Origin of the sequence: Rhizobacter sp. AJA081-3, assembly GCF_017795745.1 — a bacterium.
GTDB lineage: Bacteria > Pseudomonadota > Gammaproteobacteria > Burkholderiales > Burkholderiaceae_C > Piscinibacter.
Genome location: NZ_CP059067.1, coordinates 5,002,771 through 5,021,097, shown reverse-complemented (window position 1 = coordinate 5,021,097; position 18,327 = coordinate 5,002,771). Strand labels below are relative to the sequence as shown.

Below are 18,327 nucleotides of genomic sequence, written 5' to 3'. Positions count from 1 at the left end.
CACCCGCACTCGCCGCGTGCCGCCTGGCTTTCGGGTGGTGCGGTGGGCGACTACTTGCCGCCGCCCCCTCCACCACCGCCGCCGCCGCCACCGCCGCCGCCACCGCCCGCACCGCCGCCGGCTCCGGCGCCAGCACCCGCGCCGGTGCCCGGCCCGCGACCGGCAGGCGGTGCATCGGGCAGCGTGACGCCCCGCTCCTTGGCGCGCACCTTCATGCGCTCATGGTGCTCGGCGCGGACCTGCTCGCGCTCCTGCGCCGTCTTGGCCGCCCGCATGCGATTGCGATACTCGTTGCGCTCCTGCGCCGTCATCAGCTTCGAGCCGTAGATGTCGCGGTCGCGGATCTGGTCGCGCGTGCGATCCTGATCCCGCGTCTGGTCGGCCGTCTTGTCGCGCGTCTGATCGCGATCACGCGTCTGGTCCTGGGCCATGGCCGCCGATGCCGCGAGGGCACCGGCGATCAGCCAGGGAATCGCTCGTCTTGCCTTCATTGCTTGCTCCTTGTGATTTGACACTTGCTCAGGCCCGCCAACACGATCCGGCATACCTGAGTGGGTATGCTGTGCGGGCGGCGTACGCCTGAGGTTGAGCGCCATCAACCGCGCGTCTCTGCGCGGCCTCAAATCGGTAAGGAAGTGCAATGGGGGCGGCACCGCCGCCCCTGCGTCAGGGGTACAGGCCGCGCTCCTCGCGCGCCGTGAGGATGCGCTCGCAGGCCACCGCGAAGGTGGCCGTGCGCAGCGTGATCTGGTGCTTGTCGGCGGTGTCCCAGATGCGCTTGAGCGCGCCGACCATGATCTTGTCCAGGCGCAGGTTGATCTCGTCCTCGGTCCAGAAGAAGGAGCTGAAGTCCTGCACCCACTCGAAGTAGCTGACCGTCACGCCACCGGCGTTGCAGATCACGTCGGGCACGACGAGGATGCCGCGGTCGGCCAGGATGTCGTCGGCTGCAGGCAGCGTCGGGCCGTTGGCGCCCTCGAGCACCAGCTTGGCGGTCGTTCGCTTGGCACGCTCGACGGTGACCTGGCCTTCCAGCGCGGCGGGGATGAGGATGTCGCACTTCACGTCCCAGAAGGCCTCGTCGTCGGCCTTGTCGGCGCCCTTGAAGCCGCCGACGCCGCCGTACTGCGTGAGCGTGGGCATCAGCTCGGCCATGTCGATGCCGCGCTCGTTGACGATCGTGCCGGTGTGGTCCTGGATGGCGACGATCTTCGCACCGGCCTGTGCGAACAGCTCGGCTGCGGCCGCGCCGACGTTGCCGAAGCCCTGCACCGCCACGCGCGCGCCGTCGAGGTCGAGGTTGATGCGTCTTGCCGCCTCGCGGCCGGTGACGAACACGCCGCGGCCGGTGGCCTTGACGCGGCCGAGCGAGCCGCCCAGGTGGATCGGCTTGCCGGTGACCACGCCGGTGGCGGTGGTGCCGGTGTTCATCGAATACGTGTCCATCATCCACGCCATGATCTGCGGGTTGGTGTTCACGTCCGGCGCCGGGATGTCCTGGTGCGGGCCGATGATGATGCCGATCTCGCTGGTGTAGCGGCGCGTCATGCGCTCCAGCTCCTTGATCGAGAGCAGCTTCGGGTCGACACGGATGCCGCCCTTGGCACCGCCGTAGGGCAGGTTCACCGCGGCGTTCTTGATGCTCATCCACGCCGCCAGCGCCATCACCTCTTCGAGCGTCACGTTCGGGTGGTAGCGCACGCCGCCCTTGCCGGGGCCGCGCGACATGTTGTGCTGCACGCGAAAGCCCTCGAAGTGCGCCACGCGGCCGTCGTCGAGCTCGATGGGCACATCGACGATCAGCGCGCGCTTGGGCCGCTTGAGCGTCTCGACCCAGCGGGCCAGGTGGCCGAGGTAGGGCACCACGCGGTCGACCTGCGACAGGTAGGTCTGCCAGGGGCCGTCGGCATGGTGGGTGACGTAGGACAGGCTGCTTTCGCTCATTCGGTGTCTCCGTGGTGTCTGATGCCTGCACCCGCGGCGCTCGTGGCACCGCCGGCTGCATGGGGCGAGACTGTAGGCGCCACTTGACCGAGTTTTTCACCGTTCGTCATGCCGGGTTTGCATGGCTTGCGCCGCCGCGCACATGGGCCAGGGAATGGCCGCGGTGTGGCCCGCGTACACGCAGAACGCGGCAGTTCGTCGCGCCACCCCACCCGGAGACCCGCATGAAGCCCTTTGCGCTCGCCCTTGCCCTGTCCGCCACGCTCGCCTCGGGCGCCGCCCTCGCGGGCGACAGCCTTGTCCAGTTCAACGGCGCCATCGGCGTCGACCCGGTGGGCGGCATCGCCAACGGCGCGCCGGTGGCCAACACGGTGCTCGGCGTGGCGCCGGGCGGGCGGCCCTGGATCCTGCGCAAGTTGCGCGCGCGCGTCGAGGCGGACGGCAGCATCTCGGCCAAGGGCAGCGGCCTGCTGTTCAGCGGCGGCGACAGCATCGGCACGCGCGGCGGCGTGACGCAGGTGTTCGCCACGCTGTTCTGCAGCGGCGTGGCGCACCACTCGCCCTTCGTCGACCTCGACCTGGCCGGCGACTTCGTCATCAAGGGCAAGCTCTCTGCCGTGCCGCCGAGCCCGTGCCTGAGCCCGGTGCTGCTGATCCGCAATGCGGGCGGCGCGCAATCGTGGTTCGCGGCCGGCATCCCCGGCGGGGATGACTGAGTTCAGCCGAAATCGTCGCCGAGTTCCTTCGCGCGCAGCTGCGCGGCCTTCAACGCCTTCACGAAGGCGGCCTTCACGCCGCTGGCTTCCAGCGAGGTGAGGGCCGCGTAGGTGGTGCCGCCCTTGGACGTGACGCGTTCGCGCAGCACCTCCGGCGGCTCGCTCGAGGCCTGCGCGAGCGAGGTGGCGCCGGCGAAGGTGGCCAGCGCGAGCTGCTTGCCCTGCTCGGCGCTCAGGCCCATCTCCTGCGCCGCCTGCATCATCGCCTCGACGAAGTAGAAGACGTAGGCCGGGCCGGAGCCCGACAGCGCGGTCACGGCGTCGAGGTCTTCCTCGCGCGCGACCCACAGCGTGCGGCCGGTGGGCGCGAGCAGCGCCTCGGCGGTGGCCTTCTCGGCGGCGTTCACCGCCTCGCGCGCATAGAGCCCGGCGATGCCCTGGCCGATCAGCGCCGGCGTGTTGGGCATGCTGCGCACCACGCGCTGGCTGCCGGTGGCCCGCGCGATCGCGTCGCTGCGGATGCCGGCCATGACGCTGAGCTGCAAGGCGCCGGCGATGTGCGCAGCACAGGGCGCTGCAGCGGCATGGAACAGTTGCGGTTTGACCGCCCACACCACCACGCTGGCCGTCGCCAGCGCCGGGTCGGCGGCGGCGAAGGTGCGCACGCCGTGCTCGGCGCGCAGCTTGTCGCGCTGTGCTTCGCCCGGGTCGACGACGAGGATGGAATCGGCCGGGCGGCCACTGGCGCGCAGCCCACCGATGATGGCCGCGGCCATGTTGCCGCCGCCGATGAAGGCCAGCACGTCCTTGCTCATCGCGTGTTCCTCATTTCGCGGCCGAAGCGGCCGGCGGCGTGGGCACGACGACGCCGGCGCCGATCGGGATCTCGGTGGTCTCGACGAAGCCGGTGACGAAGTAGCGCGTCTCGCCGAAGCAGCTGGTCGGCAGGCCGACCTTCTCTTCGTAGTGCAGGCTCACGCGCTTGCCCATCGCGGCGCTGAGCTTGTGCGCCAGGGCGTCGTCGTGCACGGTGAAGAAGAACTTCTCGACCGTGCTGCCGGGCAGCGACACCAGCGCCAGCTCGCCCTCCCAGGTCTTGCAGATCCAGCCCTTGTGCGAGAACTTCTGCACCCAGCCGGCGCGCTCGCCGCTGGAGTAGCTCCAGTTGAGCGCGAAAGCAAACCAGGCGACGGCCAGCAGGAGCAGGGCGACGACGCCGATGACGATGTTCTTGATCATGAATGCGGTGGGAGGCGAACGGATGACAGCCGCGATCCTCGCACACCGCCACGCTCAGGCCGGCGTCAGCCCGGCGAGCAGCTCCGCGTTGCCGCCGGCCGCGGCGGTGTTGATGGTCAACGTCTGCTCGGCGCAGAAGCGGTACAGGTAGTGCGGGCCGCCGGCCTTCGGGCCGGTGCCCGACAGGCCCTCGCCACCGAAGGGCTGCACGCCGACCACCGCGCCGATCATGTTGCGGTTGACGTAGACGTTGCCGATGCGCGCCGCGTTCGCGATGCGCAAGGCACGGCTGTCGATGCGCGTCTGGATGCCCAGCGTGAGGCCGTAGCCGAGCGCGTTGACGTGCGCCACCACGGCGTCGATGTCGCCCTTCCAGCGCACCACGTGCAGCACCGGGCCGAAGATCTCCTGCCTCACGTCGGCGATGGCCGGCAGCTCGAAGGCCACCGGCGCGATCAGGCGCGCGTAGGTGGAGCTCACTGGCGTCTCGCCGATGAGTCGGGCCTCGCGCCTGAGCCGCTCGACATGCGAGCGGATGCCGGCGAAAGCCTCGCCATCGATCACCGGGCCGACGTCGGTGGCCAGCAGCGCCGGGTCGCCGACGATCAGCTCCTGCATGGCGCCGCGGATCATCTCGATCACCGCGTCGGCGATGCCCTCGTGCACGACGAGCAGGCGCAGCGCCGAGCAGCGCTGGCCGGCGGAGCGGAAGGCGCTCTGCACGACCGCGTCGACCACCTGCTCGGGCAGCGCGGTGCTATCGACCAGCATCGCGTTGATGCCGCCGGTCTCGGCGATCAGCGGCACGATGGGACCGTCCTTGCCGGCGAGCGTGCGGTTGATGATGCGCGCCACCGCGGTGGAGCCGGTGAAGCACACGCCGGCGGTGCGCGCATCGGCGACCAGCGCCGCGCCCACCGTCTCGCCCGGGCCGTGCAGCAGCACCAGCGCGTCGGCGGGCACGCCGGCTTCGTGCAGCAACGCCACCATGCGTTGCGCGACGAACGGCGTCTGCTCGGCCGGCTTGGCGGCCACGCTGTTGCCGGCCACCAGCGCTGCGGCGACCTGGCCGGCGAAGATGGCCAGCGGGAAGTTCCACGGGCTGATGCAGACGAACACGCCGCGTCCGTGCAGGCGCAGCTCGTTGTGCTCGCCGGTCGGGCCGGGCAGGGCCTGCACGGCCAGGCGCTGCTCGGCCTGGTCGGCGTAGTAGCGCAGGAAGTCGACTGCCTCGCGCACCTCGGCCACGCAGTCGCCGAGCGTCTTGTGCGCCTCCTTGACGAGCAGGCCGCAGAACTCGGCCAGCCTCGCGTCGAGCACATCGGCGGCGCGGCGCAAGGCGGCGGCGCGCTCGGCCAGCGGCACCTCATTCCAGCGCGGGTGCGCGGCGTGCAGGCGCTGCATGGCGGCGGCGATGTCGTCGGCCGACGCTTCCTTGACGGTGTCGATGCGGGCACCTTCGATCGCGCGAAGCAGAGGCTCGCGCTGCGCCAGGCAGGCGAGGTCGGCGCCGGTCGAGTTCGGGCGGGCGCCGTAAAGCCCCACCGGCATCGTCAGCCCCGGCTGCACCGCCGGCACGAGCGGCGAGGCGAGCAGCGCCTCGACATCGACCTGCGGGTCGGCGAGCTGGTGCACGAAGGACGAGTTGGCGCCGTTCTCCAGCAGCCGGCGCACCAGGTAGGCGAGCAGGTCGCGGTGCTCGCCCACCGGCGCGTAGACACGCACCGGCACGTCGGACGCCGCCATGAACTCGCGGTAGACCCCTTCGCCCATGCCGTGCAGGCGTTGCATCTCGAACTTCGCGTTGCCGCCGGCGGCCATCTGCAGGATCGCCGCCGCGGTGCCGGCGTTGTGCGTGGCGAACTGCGGGTAGATGAGCTCGGCGTGGCCGATCAGCGCCTGCGCGCAGGCGAGGTAGGAGATGTCGGTGTGGTGCTTGTGCGTGAACACCGGGTAGCCGGCCAGGCCCAGCTCCTGGGCACGCTTGACTTCGCCGTCCCAGTAGGCGCCCTTGACCAGGCGCACCATGAAACGCAGGCCGTGCGCGCGGGCGATGCGCGCGATCTCGTCGACGACCTCGAGCGAGCGCGTCTGGTACGACTGCACCGCCATGCCGAAGCCACGCCATTGCGGGTGGGTCTGCGCGATGCGGGCGGCCAGCACCTCGAAGACATCGAGCGAGAGTTCGAGCCGGTCGCTCTCTTCTGCATCGATGGTGAAGTTCATGTCGGCACGCGCGGCGGCGTCCACCAGCGGCCACACGCGCGGCAACAGCTCGGCGAACACGCGCTCGCGCTGGCCGTCTTCGTAGCGCGAGAACAGCGCGCTGAGCTTGATCGAGATGCCATCCGCGGCCTCCGGGCCGTCGGTCCGTCCGGCCGCTTCGATGCGCTCGATCGCCTGCCGGTACGCCGCCAGGTAGCGCTGCGCATCGGCATCGGTGCGCGCACCTTCGCCCAGCATGTCGTAGCTGAAGCGCAGCCTGGGCTGGTGGCGGCGCTGGGCGGCGGCCTCGGCCATCGCCTCACCGATGTCGCGCCCGAGCACGAACTGGCGGCCCAGCAGCTGGATGGCGCGCACCGTGGCCGCCACCACGGTCTGCGCGCCCAGGCGCTTGAGCAGGCCGGACTCGCCCTCCGCCCCCGGCAGGAAGCGCTTGGACATCGCGATCGCGCTGGCCGACAGGCTGGCCAGCATGCGGTGCGGGCCCTCGCCGGGTGCGTCGAACTCGGCCTTGCCGAGCTGGTCGGCAGTGAGCGCGATGGCCGTCTCGGCATCGGGCACGCGCAGCAGCGCTTCGGCCAGGCGCATCAGCGCCAGCCCTTCGGCGCTGGAGATGGGGTATTCGCGCAGCAGCGATTCCATCGCCCAGAACGGCGCGGGTGTGTCGCGCACCCCGTGAACCCAGGGCGTGGCGCGGCGCATCGCCGCGGGCCAGTCGAGCCGGCCTGCCAGGCGAGCGAGTGCGGCGTCGAGCACCGCGCGCTCGGGGCGGTAGGGGTCGGGCAGGCGGGCTTGGAGAGGCGGGGTGACGAACATGGTGAAGCTCCGAATATCCGGCAGGCGTCGAATTTGTTGCTAGGTTAGCAACGGGCCGCTAGGATTAATCGCCAAACGACCCGCCCTCAACCGCCATAACTTCGGCCAGCCCATGACGACCGACGACGCCGACCGCGCCTACGCCCTCGACAAGATCGACACCCGCATCCTGCGCGTTCTTCAGAAGGACGGGCGCATCTCCAACCTGAAGCTGGCAGAAGAAGTTCACCTGTCGCCCACCGCGGTGCTCGAGCGCGTCAAGCGGCTGACGCGCGACGGCTTCATCCTCGGCTACGAGGCGCGGTTGAACCCCGACAAGCTCGGCGCCGGCATGCTGGTCTTCATCGAGGTGGTGCTGGACCGCACCACGCACGATGCGATGAACGCCTTCAAGGCGGCAGTACAGGTGCGCGCCGAGATCCAGGAATGCCACCTGGTGGCCGGCGGCTTCGACTACCTGATCAAGACGCGCGTGGCCAACATGCAGGCCTACCGCGAACTGGTGGGCTCGGTCATCTGGGCGCTCCCGGGCGTGCGCGAGACGCGCACCTACGCGGTGATGGAAGAGGTGAAGAACACCACGCAGCTGGCGATCTGAACCGCCGACGCGAGCCGCCCTCTCGCGCAGCGATCACTTCGCCTTCGCGCTGGTCCGCACCGGCTCGGGCAGCGGCTTGGCGGCGAGCACGCGCACCTGTTCGACGAGGTGGTTGTGCGCGTCGAGGAAAGCGGCCGCGATCACCTTGCCTTCGTTGGTGTTGCTCCAGCCCATGCCGCCGGCGCCGCCAGTCTTGCCGATCACCAGGCCGCCCAGGCCGAGGTCGGTGGTACGCGCCGCGCCAGTGGCCGAGGAGAGCTGCTCGGTGGTCTCGTTGTCGGTGAGCAGCAGCACGACCTGCGCCTCCTTGAGCTTGACCTGCTCCGCCGCACCGGCGAGCTTGTTGAGGAAGGGGATCTGCGCCAGGATGCCGCCGATCTGCCGGCCCGCGTCCTGCTCGCTGAAGGTCAGGCTGGGCACGACGCTGTATTGCGCGACGATGCCGCGGCCCTTGCGCACGGTGGTGTCGTCCTGGCGCAGCACGCCCTTGTCCTTCAGCTCCTGCTCGCGCACGGTGGCGTCGAGGCCGGCGTTGCGGTCGACGATGCGAAAGCATCCGCTCTGCTGCATGAGCACGCGCACCAGCGGCAGCGGCGACTCGGGCAGACCGCCACGGCCGATGCCGACGTAGCCATGCTGGTTCTCGACCAGCGAAACCACCGCCACCGGCGCCTCGCAGCGCGCGAGTTCCTTGGCGGCCCCTTGGGCCCCCGCCGAGCCGCCGGAGCCGGTGACCACCGAGCCGCCCTGGCCGAGTTCCACGCCCTGCTTGCCGCAACCGGCCACGAGCAAAGCGGCCACCAGCGCTGTTGCGCATCGAATCATCTGGTCACTCCCTGGCCCGTCTGGAGCGCGGGCTGATCGGCGCGCATTGTGCGGCACCGCCGCCACGGCTGCAGGCCCCGCTCAGCCGCGTGCGCCGAAGATCGCGCTGCCGACCCGAACGATGCTCGCGCCCTCCAGGATGGCCGCGTCGAGGTCGGCACTCATGCCCATCGACAGCGTGTCGAGCGGCAGGCCCTGCGCGCGCAACTGCTCCAGCAACTCGCGCAGCGCGCGGTGCGGCACACGCTGCGCCTGCTGGTCGCCGGCCGGTTCGGGAATCGCCATCAGGCCGCGCAGCACGACCCGCGGCAGCGCCGCGACGGCCTGCGCCACCGCGCTCACTTCGGCGGGCGCCAGGCCGCTCTTGCTCGCCTCCCCGCTGATGTTGACCTGCAGGCACAGCTGCAGCGGTGGCAGGTGGGCGGGGCGCTGCTCGGACAGCCGCTGCGCGATCTTCAGCCGGTCGACCGAGTGCACCCAGTCGAACTGCTCGGCCACCACGCGCGTCTTGTTGCTCTGCAGCGGGCCGATCAGATGCCACTCGATTGACTCGCGCAGGTCGGCCAGCGCAGCGATCTTGTCGAGCGCCTCCTGCACGTAGTTCTCGCCGAAACAGCGCTCGCCGGCTGCGTGCGCAGCGCGCACCGCATCAGGCCCGAAGGTCTTGCTCACGCACAGCAGCGTGACGCTTTGCACGGGGCGCCGCGCGCTGTCGCAGGCCTGCGCAATGCGAGCGCGCACTTGTTGTATGTTGCTGGAGATCGTCGCCATAATGCGCCGAGAGTATCCACGCGACGGCGCACGCCGCGCCGCTTCCGCGACTCGTACATCCGGTTACCCCATGGACATCACCCAACTGCTGGCGTTCTCGGTCAAGAACAAGGCGTCTGACCTGCACCTGTCCGCCGGACTGCCACCGATGATCCGGGTGCACGGCGATGTGCGCCGCATCAACGTCGACCCGCTCGAGCACAAGCAAGTGCACGACATGGTGTACGACATCATGAACGACTCGCAGCGCAAGGCCTACGAAGAGACGCTGGAGTGCGACTTCTCGTTCGAGATCCAGGGCCTGGCGCGCTTTCGCGTCAACGCCTTCAACCAGAACCGCGGCGCCGGCGCCGTGTTCCGGACGATTCCGTCGAAGATCCTCACGCTCGAGCAGCTCAACGCGCCGAAGGTGTTCGCCGAACTGGCGCTCAAGCCGCGCGGCCTGGTGCTGGTGACCGGCCCGACCGGCTCGGGCAAGTCGACCACGCTGGCGGCGATGGTCAATCACCTCAACGAGAACGAGTTCGGCCACGTGCTCACGGTGGAAGACCCGATCGAGTTCGTTCACGAGTCGAAGAAGTGCCTGGTCAACCAGCGCGAGGTCGGCCCGCACACGCTGAGCTTCTCGAACGCGCTGCGCTCCGCGCTGCGCGAGGACCCGGACGCCATCCTCGTGGGCGAAATGCGCGACCTGGAAACCATCCGCCTGGCGCTGACTGCCGCGGAAACCGGCCACCTGGTGTTCGGCACGCTGCACACCTCGAGCGCGGCGAAGACGGTCGACCGGGTGGTCGACGTGTTCCCGGCGGCCGAGAAGGAGATGGTGCGCGCGATGCTGTCGGAGTCGCTGATCGGCGTGATCTCGCAGACGCTGTGCAAGCTCAAGGACGGCAGCGGCCGCGTCGCCTCGCACGAGATCATGCTGGGCACGGCGGCCATCCGAAACCTGATCCGCGAGAACAAGATCGCGCAGATGTACTCGTCGATCCAGACCGGCAACAGCATGGGCATGCAGACGCTCGACCAGAACCTCGCCGACCTGGTGCGGCGCAACGTGATCTCGCCGGCCGAAGCACGCGCCAAAGCCAAGTTCCCCGAGAACTTCCCTGGCTGAGCCCTGAAGGAACGCTGAATCATGGAACGCGACCAGGCATCCAAATTCGTCAACGACCTGCTGCGCCTGATGGTGTCGCGCAACGGTTCGGACCTGTTCCTCACCGCCGACTTCCCGCCCGCGATCAAGGTCGACGGCAAGGTGACGAAGGTATCGCCGCAGCCGCTGACCGGTGCGCACACGCTGGCACTGACGCGCTCGGTGATGAACGACAAGCAGGCCGCCGAGTTCGAGCGCACCAAGGAGTGCAACTTCGCGATCTCGCCGCAGGGCATCGGTCGCTTCCGCGTCAACGCCTTCGTGCAGCAGGGCAATGTCGGCCTGGTGATGCGGACGATCCCGCAGACGTTGCCGACCATCGACACGCTGAATCTGCCGCAGGTGCTCAAGGACGTGGCGCTGACCAAGCGCGGCCTGGTGATCTTCGTCGGCGCCACCGGCTCGGGCAAGAGCACCTCGCTGGCGGCGATGGTCGACTTCCGCAACGAGAACACGCACGGCCACATCATCACGATCGAGGATCCGGTCGAGTTCGTGCACCCGCACAAGAACTGCATCGTCACGCAGCGAGAGGTCGGCATCGACACCGATGGCTGGGAGGCAGCGCTGAAGAACACGCTGCGCCAGGCGCCCGACGTGATCCTGATGGGCGAGATCCGCGACCGCGAGACGATGGAGCACGCGGTGGCCTTCGCCGAGACCGGCCACCTGTGCATGGCCACGCTGCATGCCAACAGCGCCAACCAGGCGCTGGATCGCATCATCAACTTCTTCCCGGAAGAGCGGCGCGCCCAGTTGCTGATGGACCTGTCGCTCAACCTCAAGGGCCTGGTTTCGCAGCGACTGCTGCCGCGCCAGGAAGGCAAGGGCCGCGTCGCCGCCGTCGAGATCCTGCTGAACACGCCGCTGATCGCCGACATGATCTTCAAGGGCGAGGTCTCCGACATCAAGGACCTGATGAAGCGCTCGCGCGAGCTCGGCATGCAGACCTTCGACCAGGCGCTGTTCGATCTGTACGAGAGCAACCTCGTCACCTACGAAGACATCCTGCGCAATGCCGACTCGGTGAACGACCTGCGCCTGCAGGTCAAGCTGCACAGCCAGCGCGCGCGCAGCTCCGACCTCGCGGCCGGCACGGAGCACCTGACGATCGTGTAATCTGGCGCTTCGCCGAACACCGCACGGCCTCGTCAGAGGCCGTGTTCTTTTTGGGACACGACATGAGCACCCGAACCTACGAACCCACGCCGGCGGGCGACGTCGCCTTCCTCGGCCTGGGGGTGATGGGCCACCCGATGGCCGGCCACTTGGCCCGCGCCGGGCACCGCACCACGGTCTACAACCGCACCGCGGCCAAGGCCGTGCAATGGGCGGCCGAGTACGGCGGCTGCCATGCCGCCACGCCGCGCGAAGCCGCCAAGGGGGCCGACATTGTCTTCGCTTGCGTCGGCAACGACGACGACCTGCGCTCGGTGACGCTCGGCGACGACGGCGCCTTCGCCGGCATGAAGCCCGGCGCGATCTTCGTCGACCACACCACGGCCTCGGCCGAGGTGGCGCGCGAGCTGGGCGCCGAGGCTGCGAAACGCAGCCTGCAGTTCATCGACGCGCCGGTGTCCGGCGGCAACCTCGGCGCGATCAACGGCGCGCTGACGGTGATGTGCGGCGGCGATGCGGCCGCCTTCGAGACCATGAAGCCGGTGGCGATGGCTTTCTCGAAAGCCGTCAACTTGCTCGGCCCGCACGGGGCAGGTCAGCTCGCCAAGATGGTGAACCAGATCGCCATCGCCGGTCTGGTGCAGGGCCTGTCGGAGGCCATCGCCTTCGGCGAGAAGGCCGGCCTCGACATGAAGGCCGTGCTCGGCGTGATCGGCAAGGGCGCCGCGCAGAGCTGGCAGATGGACAACCGCGGCCCGACGATGGTCGAGGGCCAGTTCGACTTCGGCTTCGCGATCGACTGGATGCGCAAGGACCTCGGCCTGGTGCTCGACGAGGCCCGGCGCAACGGCGCCCGGCTGCCCGTCACCGCGCTGGTCGACCAGTTCTACGCCGACCTGCAGGCACAGGGCGCGAACCGGCTCGACACCTCGAGCCTGATCAAGCGCCTGCGCTGACCGGCGGCCCGAGACGAGGGCCTACGGCTTCGGCTGCGGTTGCGGCTGCGCCTGGGTCTGCCCTTGCTTGGGCTGCAGGTCGGCCAGCTCGGCCTCGGTGATCACCTCGAATACGCGCACCACCTTCTGCACGCCGCTCACGCTGCGCGCGATGTCGGAGGCGCGATTGGCTTCGCGCTCGGTGACACGGCCCATCAGGTAGACGGTGCCGCGTTCGCTGACGACCTTGATCGCGTTGGCGAACACGTCCTTCGCGTCGATGAAGCTCGCCTTCACCTTGCTGGTCAGGATGGCGTCGTTCGAGCGGGCGGCCAGAGAGGACGAGCCCGCCACCACCAACTCGTTGACGACGGTGCGCACACCCTCGATCTTGGCCACGGCCTGCTCGACGGCGACCTTGTCGGTGTCGGCCGCCACTTCGCCTGTCAGCAGCAGCGTGCGGTTGTAGCTGGTCGCGTTGACGTGGCCGCGCTCACCGACGGCTTCGCGCGTGCGCGTCATCGCCTTCAGCTCGATGGCCTGGTCCTCGAGCTGGGTGCCCGAGGTGCGGCGGTCGGTCACCATGAGCGAAGTGCCCATCACCGCGCCGCCGACGAGCAGCGGCGCGCAGGCCGATATCAGGGCGGAAGTCGCCACGGCGGCGAGCACGAACGTCGGGCGAACGAGTCTGGAGCGAAGGGTCATGTGTTTTCCTGTTCACCGAGCAGTTGAAGGTCGACCGCATCGCACAGGCAGTGCAGCACGAGGATGTGCACTTCCTGGATGCGCGCGGTGCGCTCGTGCGGCACGCAGATGTGCACGTCGGTTTCGCCGAGCCGCTCGCGCAGCTTGCCGCCGCCGCGGCCGGTCAGCGCGATGACGGTCATGTCCTTTGCGCGTGCGGCTTCCACCGCGGCCAGCACGTTGGCGGAGTTGCCGCTGGTGCTGATGGCCAGCAGCACGTCGCCGGGCGCGCCGAGCGCCTGCACCTGCTTGGAGTAGATCGAGTTGAAGTCGTAGTCGTTGCCGATGGCCGTGATGATCGACGTGTCGGTGGTCAGCGCGATGGCCGCGAGGCCGGGACGCTCGCGTTCGAAGCGCCCGATGAACTCGGCCGCGAAGTGCTGCGCGTCGCTGGCCGAGCCGCCGTTGCCGCACGCGAGTACCTTGCCGCCGGCTGTGATGCAGCCCACCACCGTGTTCACTGCGTCGGCGATGGGCTTGGACAGGATCTCTGCGGCGGCGTACTTCAGGTCTGCGCTGTCGAAGAATTGCTGCTGGATGCGTTGTTCAAGCATGGTCGCCGATCATAAGACACGCACTCGTCGCCGCGGTTCCGTGCACAGAGGTGACACGGTGTCACGAAGCGTCGAAGGCGGCGCGAAGCCACTCGATGCGCGCGCCGTCGAGGGCGACCACGTCGAACCGGCAGGGCGGCGGGGCGGCCAGCCGCATCAGGTAGTGACGCGCCGCGAGCACGATGCGGCGCTGCTTGGCCGAGCCCACGCTGGCTGCCGCGCCGCCATGGCCGGCGTCGCTGCGGGCGCGCACCTCGACGAACACCAGCGTGCCGTCTTGATCGCGCAGGATCAGGTCGACTTCGCCACCGCGCGCGCTGGGTCCGCGCGCGACCCGATAATTGCGCTCCACCAGCACCAGGCCCGCGCGCTGCAGATGTTTCAGCGCGAGCGCCTCGCCCGCATCCCCGATCGCCTTCGTCGTCTGCCGACCCGTGAACACCATCGACGCCTCGTTGTTGCGGCAGGCCGCCGCTGCGGCGGCCGGCGGCCAGAGTTATCCGGCCGGCGCACTGTACGTCGTGGCCACGCCGATCGGCAACCTCGCCGACCTGAGCCTGCGCGCCATCCACGTGCTCGGCCTCGTCGACGCGATCGCCTGCGAGGACACGCGCCACAGCGCGCCGCTGCTGCGCACGCTGGGCGTCGAGGGAAAGCCGCTGCTGGCGGTGCATGAGCACAACGAGCGCGAAGCGGCCGCGGGCGTGATCGAACGGCTGGGGCGCGGCGAGCGCGTGGCCTTCGTCAGCGACGCCGGCACGCCGGCCGTCAGCGACCCGGGTGCAGCCCTGGTGGCAGCGGTGACCGCGGCCGGCCAGCGCTGCATTCCGGTGCCAGGCCCCAGCAGCGCCGCCGCCGCTTTGAGCGTGGCCGGCGACGCGCTGGGCCACGGTTTCGTGTTCCACGGCTTCCTGCCGGCCAAGGCCGGCGAGCGTGCGCTGGCGCTGCAACGCATCGCCGCCGACGCACACACGGCCATCCTGTTCGAAGCGCCGCACCGCATCGCGCCGCTGGCCGCAGAGCTGGCGGCGGCCTGCGGCGCGCGCCGGGTCACCGTGTGCCGGGAGTTGACCAAGCAGTTCGAGTCGGTGACGAGCCTGCCTGCCGCAACACTGCCGCAGTGGCTGGCCGACGACGCGAACCGGCTGCGCGGCGAGTTCGTGCTGGTGATCCATGCGCTCGATCGCAGTGGCGACGAGTCGCTGCCCGATCGCCATGATCACGTGCTCGACGCGCTGCTCGCCGCGCTGCCGTTGAAGCAGGCCGTGGCGCTGGCGGTCGAGCTGACCGGCGCGCCGCGCAACGCCTTGTACGAGCGCGCCCTCGCACGCAAGCGTGAGTCACAGGGCGGCTGAGCCGTGCAGGCCGGCCGCTCTCGGCTCACGGCTTGGCGGTCTGCGCGTCGTGCTTCTGGTGGTGGATGCGTTTGCTCGCGTGGTTCTGCATCTTGTGCAGGCTGCGGCGCTCGGTCTTCGTGACCGTGCCGTCGGCCTTGGCCTTGTCTTCGGCGCGGTTGATGACGTTCTGCTGCTTCTCGAGGCGGCGCGTCTCGCGCTGGTTGAGCTCGCCCGAGGCGATGCCCTGGTCGATGCGCTTTTCCTGGTTGGCCTGGCGCTGGTCGACGCGCGGCGTGGCGGCAGGCGACGAAGCGGCCTGGGCGAAAGCGCCGGCGGTGGCAACGGCCAGCGTGGCGGCGACGGCAAGGGTCTTGAAGGTGAACATGGTGCGTGTCCTTGGGGTTGTCGGCGAAGCGTCTTGAACTTTGCGCTTCGTGACCTTTCAACGAACGCCGCGCGACGCCCGTGCACGGCCGGTCCGTAAACCCTCGTAAAGACGTGCGAAGCAAGCCCGCTCCTACAATGAACTTCACTTGCCGAGGACGCCGCCATGATCTCCCGTGAACCCACGATCGAACGCCTGGCCATTGCACGCTCGCTGCTGCTCGAGCCCTTCGGCCTGACCGAGGCGACGCTGGGCAAGGCGCTGGCCACCATCGCCACACACCGGATCGACGACGCGGACCTGTACTTCCAGTACACGCGCAGCGAGGGCTGGAGCCTGGAAGAGGGCATCGTCAAGAGCGGCAGCTTCGGCATCGACCAGGGCGTGGGGGTGCGCGCGGTGGCCGGCGAGAAGACCGCCTTCGCCTACTCCGACGACATCTCCGAGGCCGCGCTGCTCGACGCCGCGGCCACGGTGCGCACCATCGCCGCGGCCGGCCAGAGCCGGCGCATCAAGATCGACACGCCGACGAAGATCGCGCCCAGCCGCATCCTCTACGCGCCGATGGACCCGATCGCCACGCTGGACAGCACGCAGAAGGTGGCGCTGCTCGAGCGCGTCGAGAAGCTGGCACGCGCCAAGGACCCGCGCATCGTGCAGGTGATGGCCGGCCTGGCCGGCGAGTACGACGTGGTGCTGGTGGCGCGCGCCGACGGCACGCTGGCCGCCGACGTGCGGCCGCTGGTGCGCCTGTCGGTGACGGTAATCGCCGAGCAGACGGTCGATGGCCAGGTGCGCCGCGAGGTCGGCTCCGGCGGCGGCGGCGGGCGCTTCGGCTTCGGCTACTTCCACGACGCCATGATCGAGAGCTACGTCGACCAGGCGGTGACGGCGGCGCTGACCAACCTCGAATCGCGCCCGGCCAAGGCCGGCGAGATGAGCGTGGTGCTCGGCCCGGGCTGGCCCGGCGTGCTGCTGCACGAGGCGATCGGCCACGGGCTGGAGGGCGACTTCAACCGCAAGGGTTCGAGCGCGTTCTCCGGGCGCATCGGCCAGCGCGTGGCCGCCAAGGGTGTGACCGTGCTCGACGACGGCACCATCCCCGACCGCCGCGGCTCGCTGAACATCGACGACGAGGGCCATGCCTCGCAGCGCAACGTGCTGATCGAGGACGGCATCCTCAAGGGCTACATCCAGGACTCGCTGAATGCGCGCCTCATGAAGGTCAAGCCCACGGGCAACGGCCGGCGCGAGAGCTACGCCGCCGTGCCGATGCCGCGCATGACCAACACCTACATGCTCGGCGGCGACAAGACCAAGGAAGAGATCATCGCGGGCCTGAAGCGCGGCCTGTACGCCACCAACTTCGGTGGCGGCCAGGTCGACATCACCAGCGGCAAGTTCGTCTTCTCGGCGAGCGAGGCCTTCTGGGTCGAGAACGGCAAGATCCAGTACCCGGTGAAGGGCGCCACCATCATCGGCAACGGCCCGGATGCGCTGACGCGCGTGAGCGCCATCGGCAACGACATGAAACTCGACACCGGCGTGGGCGTGTGCGGCAAGGACGGGCAGAGCGTGCCCGTGGGCGTGGGCCAGCCGACCTTGCGTATCGATCGCCTCACCGTGGGCGGCACGGCCTGACGCCAGCGCGGCGTGCTAGAGTTCGGCCCATGCGCTCGCAGAAGTCCTTCTTTTTTGCGTACTTTTGGTTCTCGCACCGCCCGGCGGATGGAGAGGCAAGCGCTTAGCCGACAACGACAGCGCACCGAATCCGAAACCGCCGGGCACCCGCCCGGCGGTTTTTTTTCGGCCCGCGCATCCCGCCCACCAGAACATCACGAGGAGCCGTCCGCCATGACCAGCAAACCCACCAGCGAGGCCTGGTATGCGCGCAGCGAGCGCACCAGCCAGACCGATGACCAGCGCATCAAGGACGTGACTCCTTTGCCGCCGCCGGAGCACCTGATCCGCTTCTTCCCGATCGCCGGCACGGCGGTCGAGACGCTGATCGGCAACACCCGCGCGGCGATCCGCAACATCATGCAGCGCAAGGACGACCGGCTGCTGGTGGTCATGGGCCCGTGCTCGATCCACGACCCGGCCGCCGCGATCGATTACGCGCGCCGCCTGAAGGTGCAGCGCGACAAGTACGCCGACCGGCTGGAGATCGTCATGCGCGTTTACTTCGAGAAGCCGCGCACCACGGTGGGCTGGAAGGGCCTGATCAACGACCCCTACCTCGACGAGAGCTACCGCATCGACGAGGGCCTGCGCATCGCGCGGCAGTTGCTCGTCGAGATCAATCGGGCCGGCATGCCGGCGGGCAGCGAGTTCCTCGACGTCATCTCGCCGCAGTACATCGGCGACCTGATCTCCTGGGGCGCGATCGGCGCGCGCACCACCGAGAGCCAGGTGCACCGCGAGCTGGCCTCCGGCCTGTCGGCGCCGATCGGCTTCAAGAACGGCACCGACGGCAACATCAAGATCGCCACCGACGCCATCCAGGCGGCGGCGCGGCCGCACCACTTCCTGTCGGTGCACAAGAACGGCCAGGTGGCCATCGTCGAGACACGCGGCAACAAGGACTGCCACGTCATCCTGCGCGGCGGCAAGGCGCCGAACTACGACGCCGCCAGCGTGGCCGCGGCCTGCAAGGAGATCGAGGCGGCCAAGCTCGACTGCACGCTGATGGTCGATTGCAGCCACGCCAACAGCAGCAAGCAGCACCAGAAGCAGGTCGACGTGGCGCGCGACATCGCCGCGCAGATGAAGGCCGGTGGCCGCTGCATCTTCGGCGTGATGGTGGAGAGCCACCTGACAGCCGGCGCGCAGAAGTTCAGCCCCGGCAAGGACGATCCGGCCCAGCTCGCCTACGGCCAGAGCATCACCGATGCGTGCATCGGCTGGGACGACTCGCTGGAAGTGCTGGAGATCCTCGGCGCGGCCGTGAAGCAGCGCCGAGGCTGAG

The 18,327-nt window shown here is 69.4% G+C and carries 19 protein-coding genes; 8 read left to right on the top strand and 11 right to left on the bottom strand.

All coding sequences use genetic code 11. The features are described from left to right. Positions 1 to 50 precede the first annotated feature (50 nt). Both HZ992_RS23710 and HZ992_RS23705 read right to left on the bottom strand, forming a co-directional pair. On the bottom strand, positions 51 to 491 hold the full coding sequence (locus tag HZ992_RS23710; protein ID WP_209384290.1) for a hypothetical protein: 441 nt from the start codon (positions 489 to 491) through the stop codon (positions 51 to 53). 175 nt (positions 492 to 666) lie between these two features. Continuing rightward, on the bottom strand, positions 667 to 1,944 hold the full coding sequence (locus tag HZ992_RS23705; RefSeq protein WP_209384289.1) for a Glu/Leu/Phe/Val family dehydrogenase: 1,278 nt from the start codon (positions 1,942 to 1,944) through the stop codon (positions 667 to 669). Positions 1,945 to 2,168: 224 nt separating this feature from the next. Between HZ992_RS23705 and HZ992_RS23700 the strand changes: the two genes are divergently transcribed. Further along, positions 2,169 to 2,660: a hypothetical protein gene (locus tag HZ992_RS23700; RefSeq protein ID WP_209384288.1), complete on the top strand. Its 492-nt coding sequence runs from the start codon at positions 2,169 to 2,171 to the stop codon at positions 2,658 to 2,660. Positions 2,661 to 2,662: 2 nt separating this feature from the next. Here HZ992_RS23700 and proC read toward each other — a convergent pair whose 3' ends face one another. Genes proC through HZ992_RS23685 form a run of 3 tightly spaced genes read right to left on the bottom strand, consistent with a single transcriptional unit; the run spans position 2,663 to position 6,938 of the window. Next, positions 2,663 to 3,475: a pyrroline-5-carboxylate reductase gene (gene proC, locus HZ992_RS23695; protein ID WP_209384287.1), complete on the bottom strand. Its 813-nt coding sequence runs from the start codon at positions 3,473 to 3,475 to the stop codon at positions 2,663 to 2,665. 10 nt (positions 3,476 to 3,485) lie between these two features. After that, a complete protein-coding gene (locus HZ992_RS23690) occupies positions 3,486 to 3,899 on the bottom strand; it encodes a hypothetical protein (RefSeq protein ID WP_245213271.1) in 414 nt (137 codons plus the stop codon). A gap of 54 nt (positions 3,900 to 3,953) precedes the next feature. Further along, the gene (locus HZ992_RS23685; protein ID WP_209384286.1) at positions 3,954 to 6,938 is read right to left on the bottom strand and encodes an L-glutamate gamma-semialdehyde dehydrogenase; all 2,985 of its coding nucleotides are present in this window, start codon (positions 6,936 to 6,938) and stop codon (positions 3,954 to 3,956) included. A 112-nt stretch (positions 6,939 to 7,050) separates the two neighbouring features. On the opposite strand from HZ992_RS23685, the gene HZ992_RS23680 reads away from it, so the two are divergent. Beyond that, positions 7,051 to 7,536: an Lrp/AsnC ligand binding domain-containing protein gene (locus HZ992_RS23680; protein ID WP_209384285.1), complete on the top strand. Its 486-nt coding sequence runs from the start codon at positions 7,051 to 7,053 to the stop codon at positions 7,534 to 7,536. 33 nt (positions 7,537 to 7,569) lie between these two features. On the opposite strand, the gene HZ992_RS23675 is transcribed toward HZ992_RS23680, so the two are convergent. Both HZ992_RS23675 and HZ992_RS23670 read right to left on the bottom strand, forming a co-directional pair. Next, positions 7,570 to 8,361, bottom strand: coding sequence for a CsgG/HfaB family protein (locus HZ992_RS23675; protein WP_209384284.1), 792 nt, complete (start codon positions 8,359 to 8,361; stop codon positions 7,570 to 7,572). Positions 8,362 to 8,442: 81 nt separating this feature from the next. Next, a complete protein-coding gene (locus HZ992_RS23670) occupies positions 8,443 to 9,132 on the bottom strand; it encodes a YggS family pyridoxal phosphate-dependent enzyme (RefSeq protein ID WP_209384283.1) in 690 nt (229 codons plus the stop codon). Positions 9,133 to 9,202: 70 nt separating this feature from the next. Here HZ992_RS23670 and HZ992_RS23665 point away from each other — a divergent pair, with 70 nt between their 5' ends. The 3 genes from HZ992_RS23665 (at position 9,203) to HZ992_RS23655 (ending at position 12,360) form a co-directional block, all read left to right on the top strand. After that, complete coding sequence (locus tag HZ992_RS23665; RefSeq protein WP_209384282.1) at positions 9,203 to 10,246, top strand: type IV pilus twitching motility protein PilT; 1,044 nt, start codon at positions 9,203 to 9,205, stop codon at positions 10,244 to 10,246. Positions 10,247 to 10,267: 21 nt separating this feature from the next. Beyond that, a complete protein-coding gene (locus HZ992_RS23660; RefSeq protein WP_209384281.1) occupies positions 10,268 to 11,404 on the top strand; it encodes a PilT/PilU family type 4a pilus ATPase in 1,137 nt (378 codons plus the stop codon). Between the two features lie 62 nt (positions 11,405 to 11,466). Beyond that, the gene (locus tag HZ992_RS23655) at positions 11,467 to 12,360 is read left to right on the top strand and encodes an NAD(P)-dependent oxidoreductase (protein ID WP_209384280.1); all 894 of its coding nucleotides are present in this window, start codon (positions 11,467 to 11,469) and stop codon (positions 12,358 to 12,360) included. A gap of 21 nt (positions 12,361 to 12,381) precedes the next feature. Here the strand turns inward: HZ992_RS23655 and HZ992_RS23650 are convergent, their stop codons facing one another. The 3 genes from HZ992_RS23650 to HZ992_RS23640 form a co-directional block, all read right to left on the bottom strand. After that, positions 12,382 to 13,044 (bottom strand): BON domain-containing protein, encoded by a 663-nt coding sequence (locus HZ992_RS23650; RefSeq protein WP_209384279.1) that lies wholly within the window; start codon positions 13,042 to 13,044, stop codon positions 12,382 to 12,384. Next, positions 13,041 to 13,637, bottom strand: coding sequence for a phosphoheptose isomerase (locus HZ992_RS23645; protein ID WP_209384278.1), 597 nt, complete (start codon positions 13,635 to 13,637; stop codon positions 13,041 to 13,043). Before HZ992_RS23645 ends, HZ992_RS23650 begins: the two co-directional genes overlap by 4 nt. A gap of 61 nt (positions 13,638 to 13,698) precedes the next feature. Continuing rightward, positions 13,699 to 14,082 (bottom strand): YraN family protein, encoded by a 384-nt coding sequence (locus HZ992_RS23640; RefSeq protein WP_209384277.1) that lies wholly within the window; start codon positions 14,080 to 14,082, stop codon positions 13,699 to 13,701. On the opposite strand from HZ992_RS23640, the gene rsmI reads away from it, so the two are divergent. Further along, positions 14,072 to 14,992: a 16S rRNA (cytidine(1402)-2'-O)-methyltransferase gene (rsmI, locus tag HZ992_RS23635; protein WP_209384276.1), complete on the top strand. Its 921-nt coding sequence runs from the start codon at positions 14,072 to 14,074 to the stop codon at positions 14,990 to 14,992. The two genes, HZ992_RS23640 and rsmI, sit on opposite strands and share 11 nt — an antisense overlap. A gap of 25 nt (positions 14,993 to 15,017) precedes the next feature. On the opposite strand, the gene HZ992_RS23630 is transcribed toward rsmI, so the two are convergent. Continuing rightward, a complete protein-coding gene (locus HZ992_RS23630; protein ID WP_209384275.1) occupies positions 15,018 to 15,359 on the bottom strand; it encodes a hypothetical protein in 342 nt (113 codons plus the stop codon). A 165-nt stretch (positions 15,360 to 15,524) separates the two neighbouring features. On the opposite strand from HZ992_RS23630, the gene tldD reads away from it, so the two are divergent. Beyond that, complete coding sequence (gene tldD / locus HZ992_RS23625; RefSeq protein ID WP_209384274.1) at positions 15,525 to 17,000, top strand: metalloprotease TldD; 1,476 nt, start codon at positions 15,525 to 15,527, stop codon at positions 16,998 to 17,000. Between the two features lie 213 nt (positions 17,001 to 17,213). After that, positions 17,214 to 18,326 carry a 3-deoxy-7-phosphoheptulonate synthase gene (locus HZ992_RS23620; RefSeq protein ID WP_209384273.1) on the top strand — a complete coding sequence of 371 codons (1,113 nt, stop codon included), beginning with the start codon at positions 17,214 to 17,216 and terminating at the stop codon, positions 18,324 to 18,326. Position 18,327 lies beyond the last annotated feature (1 nt).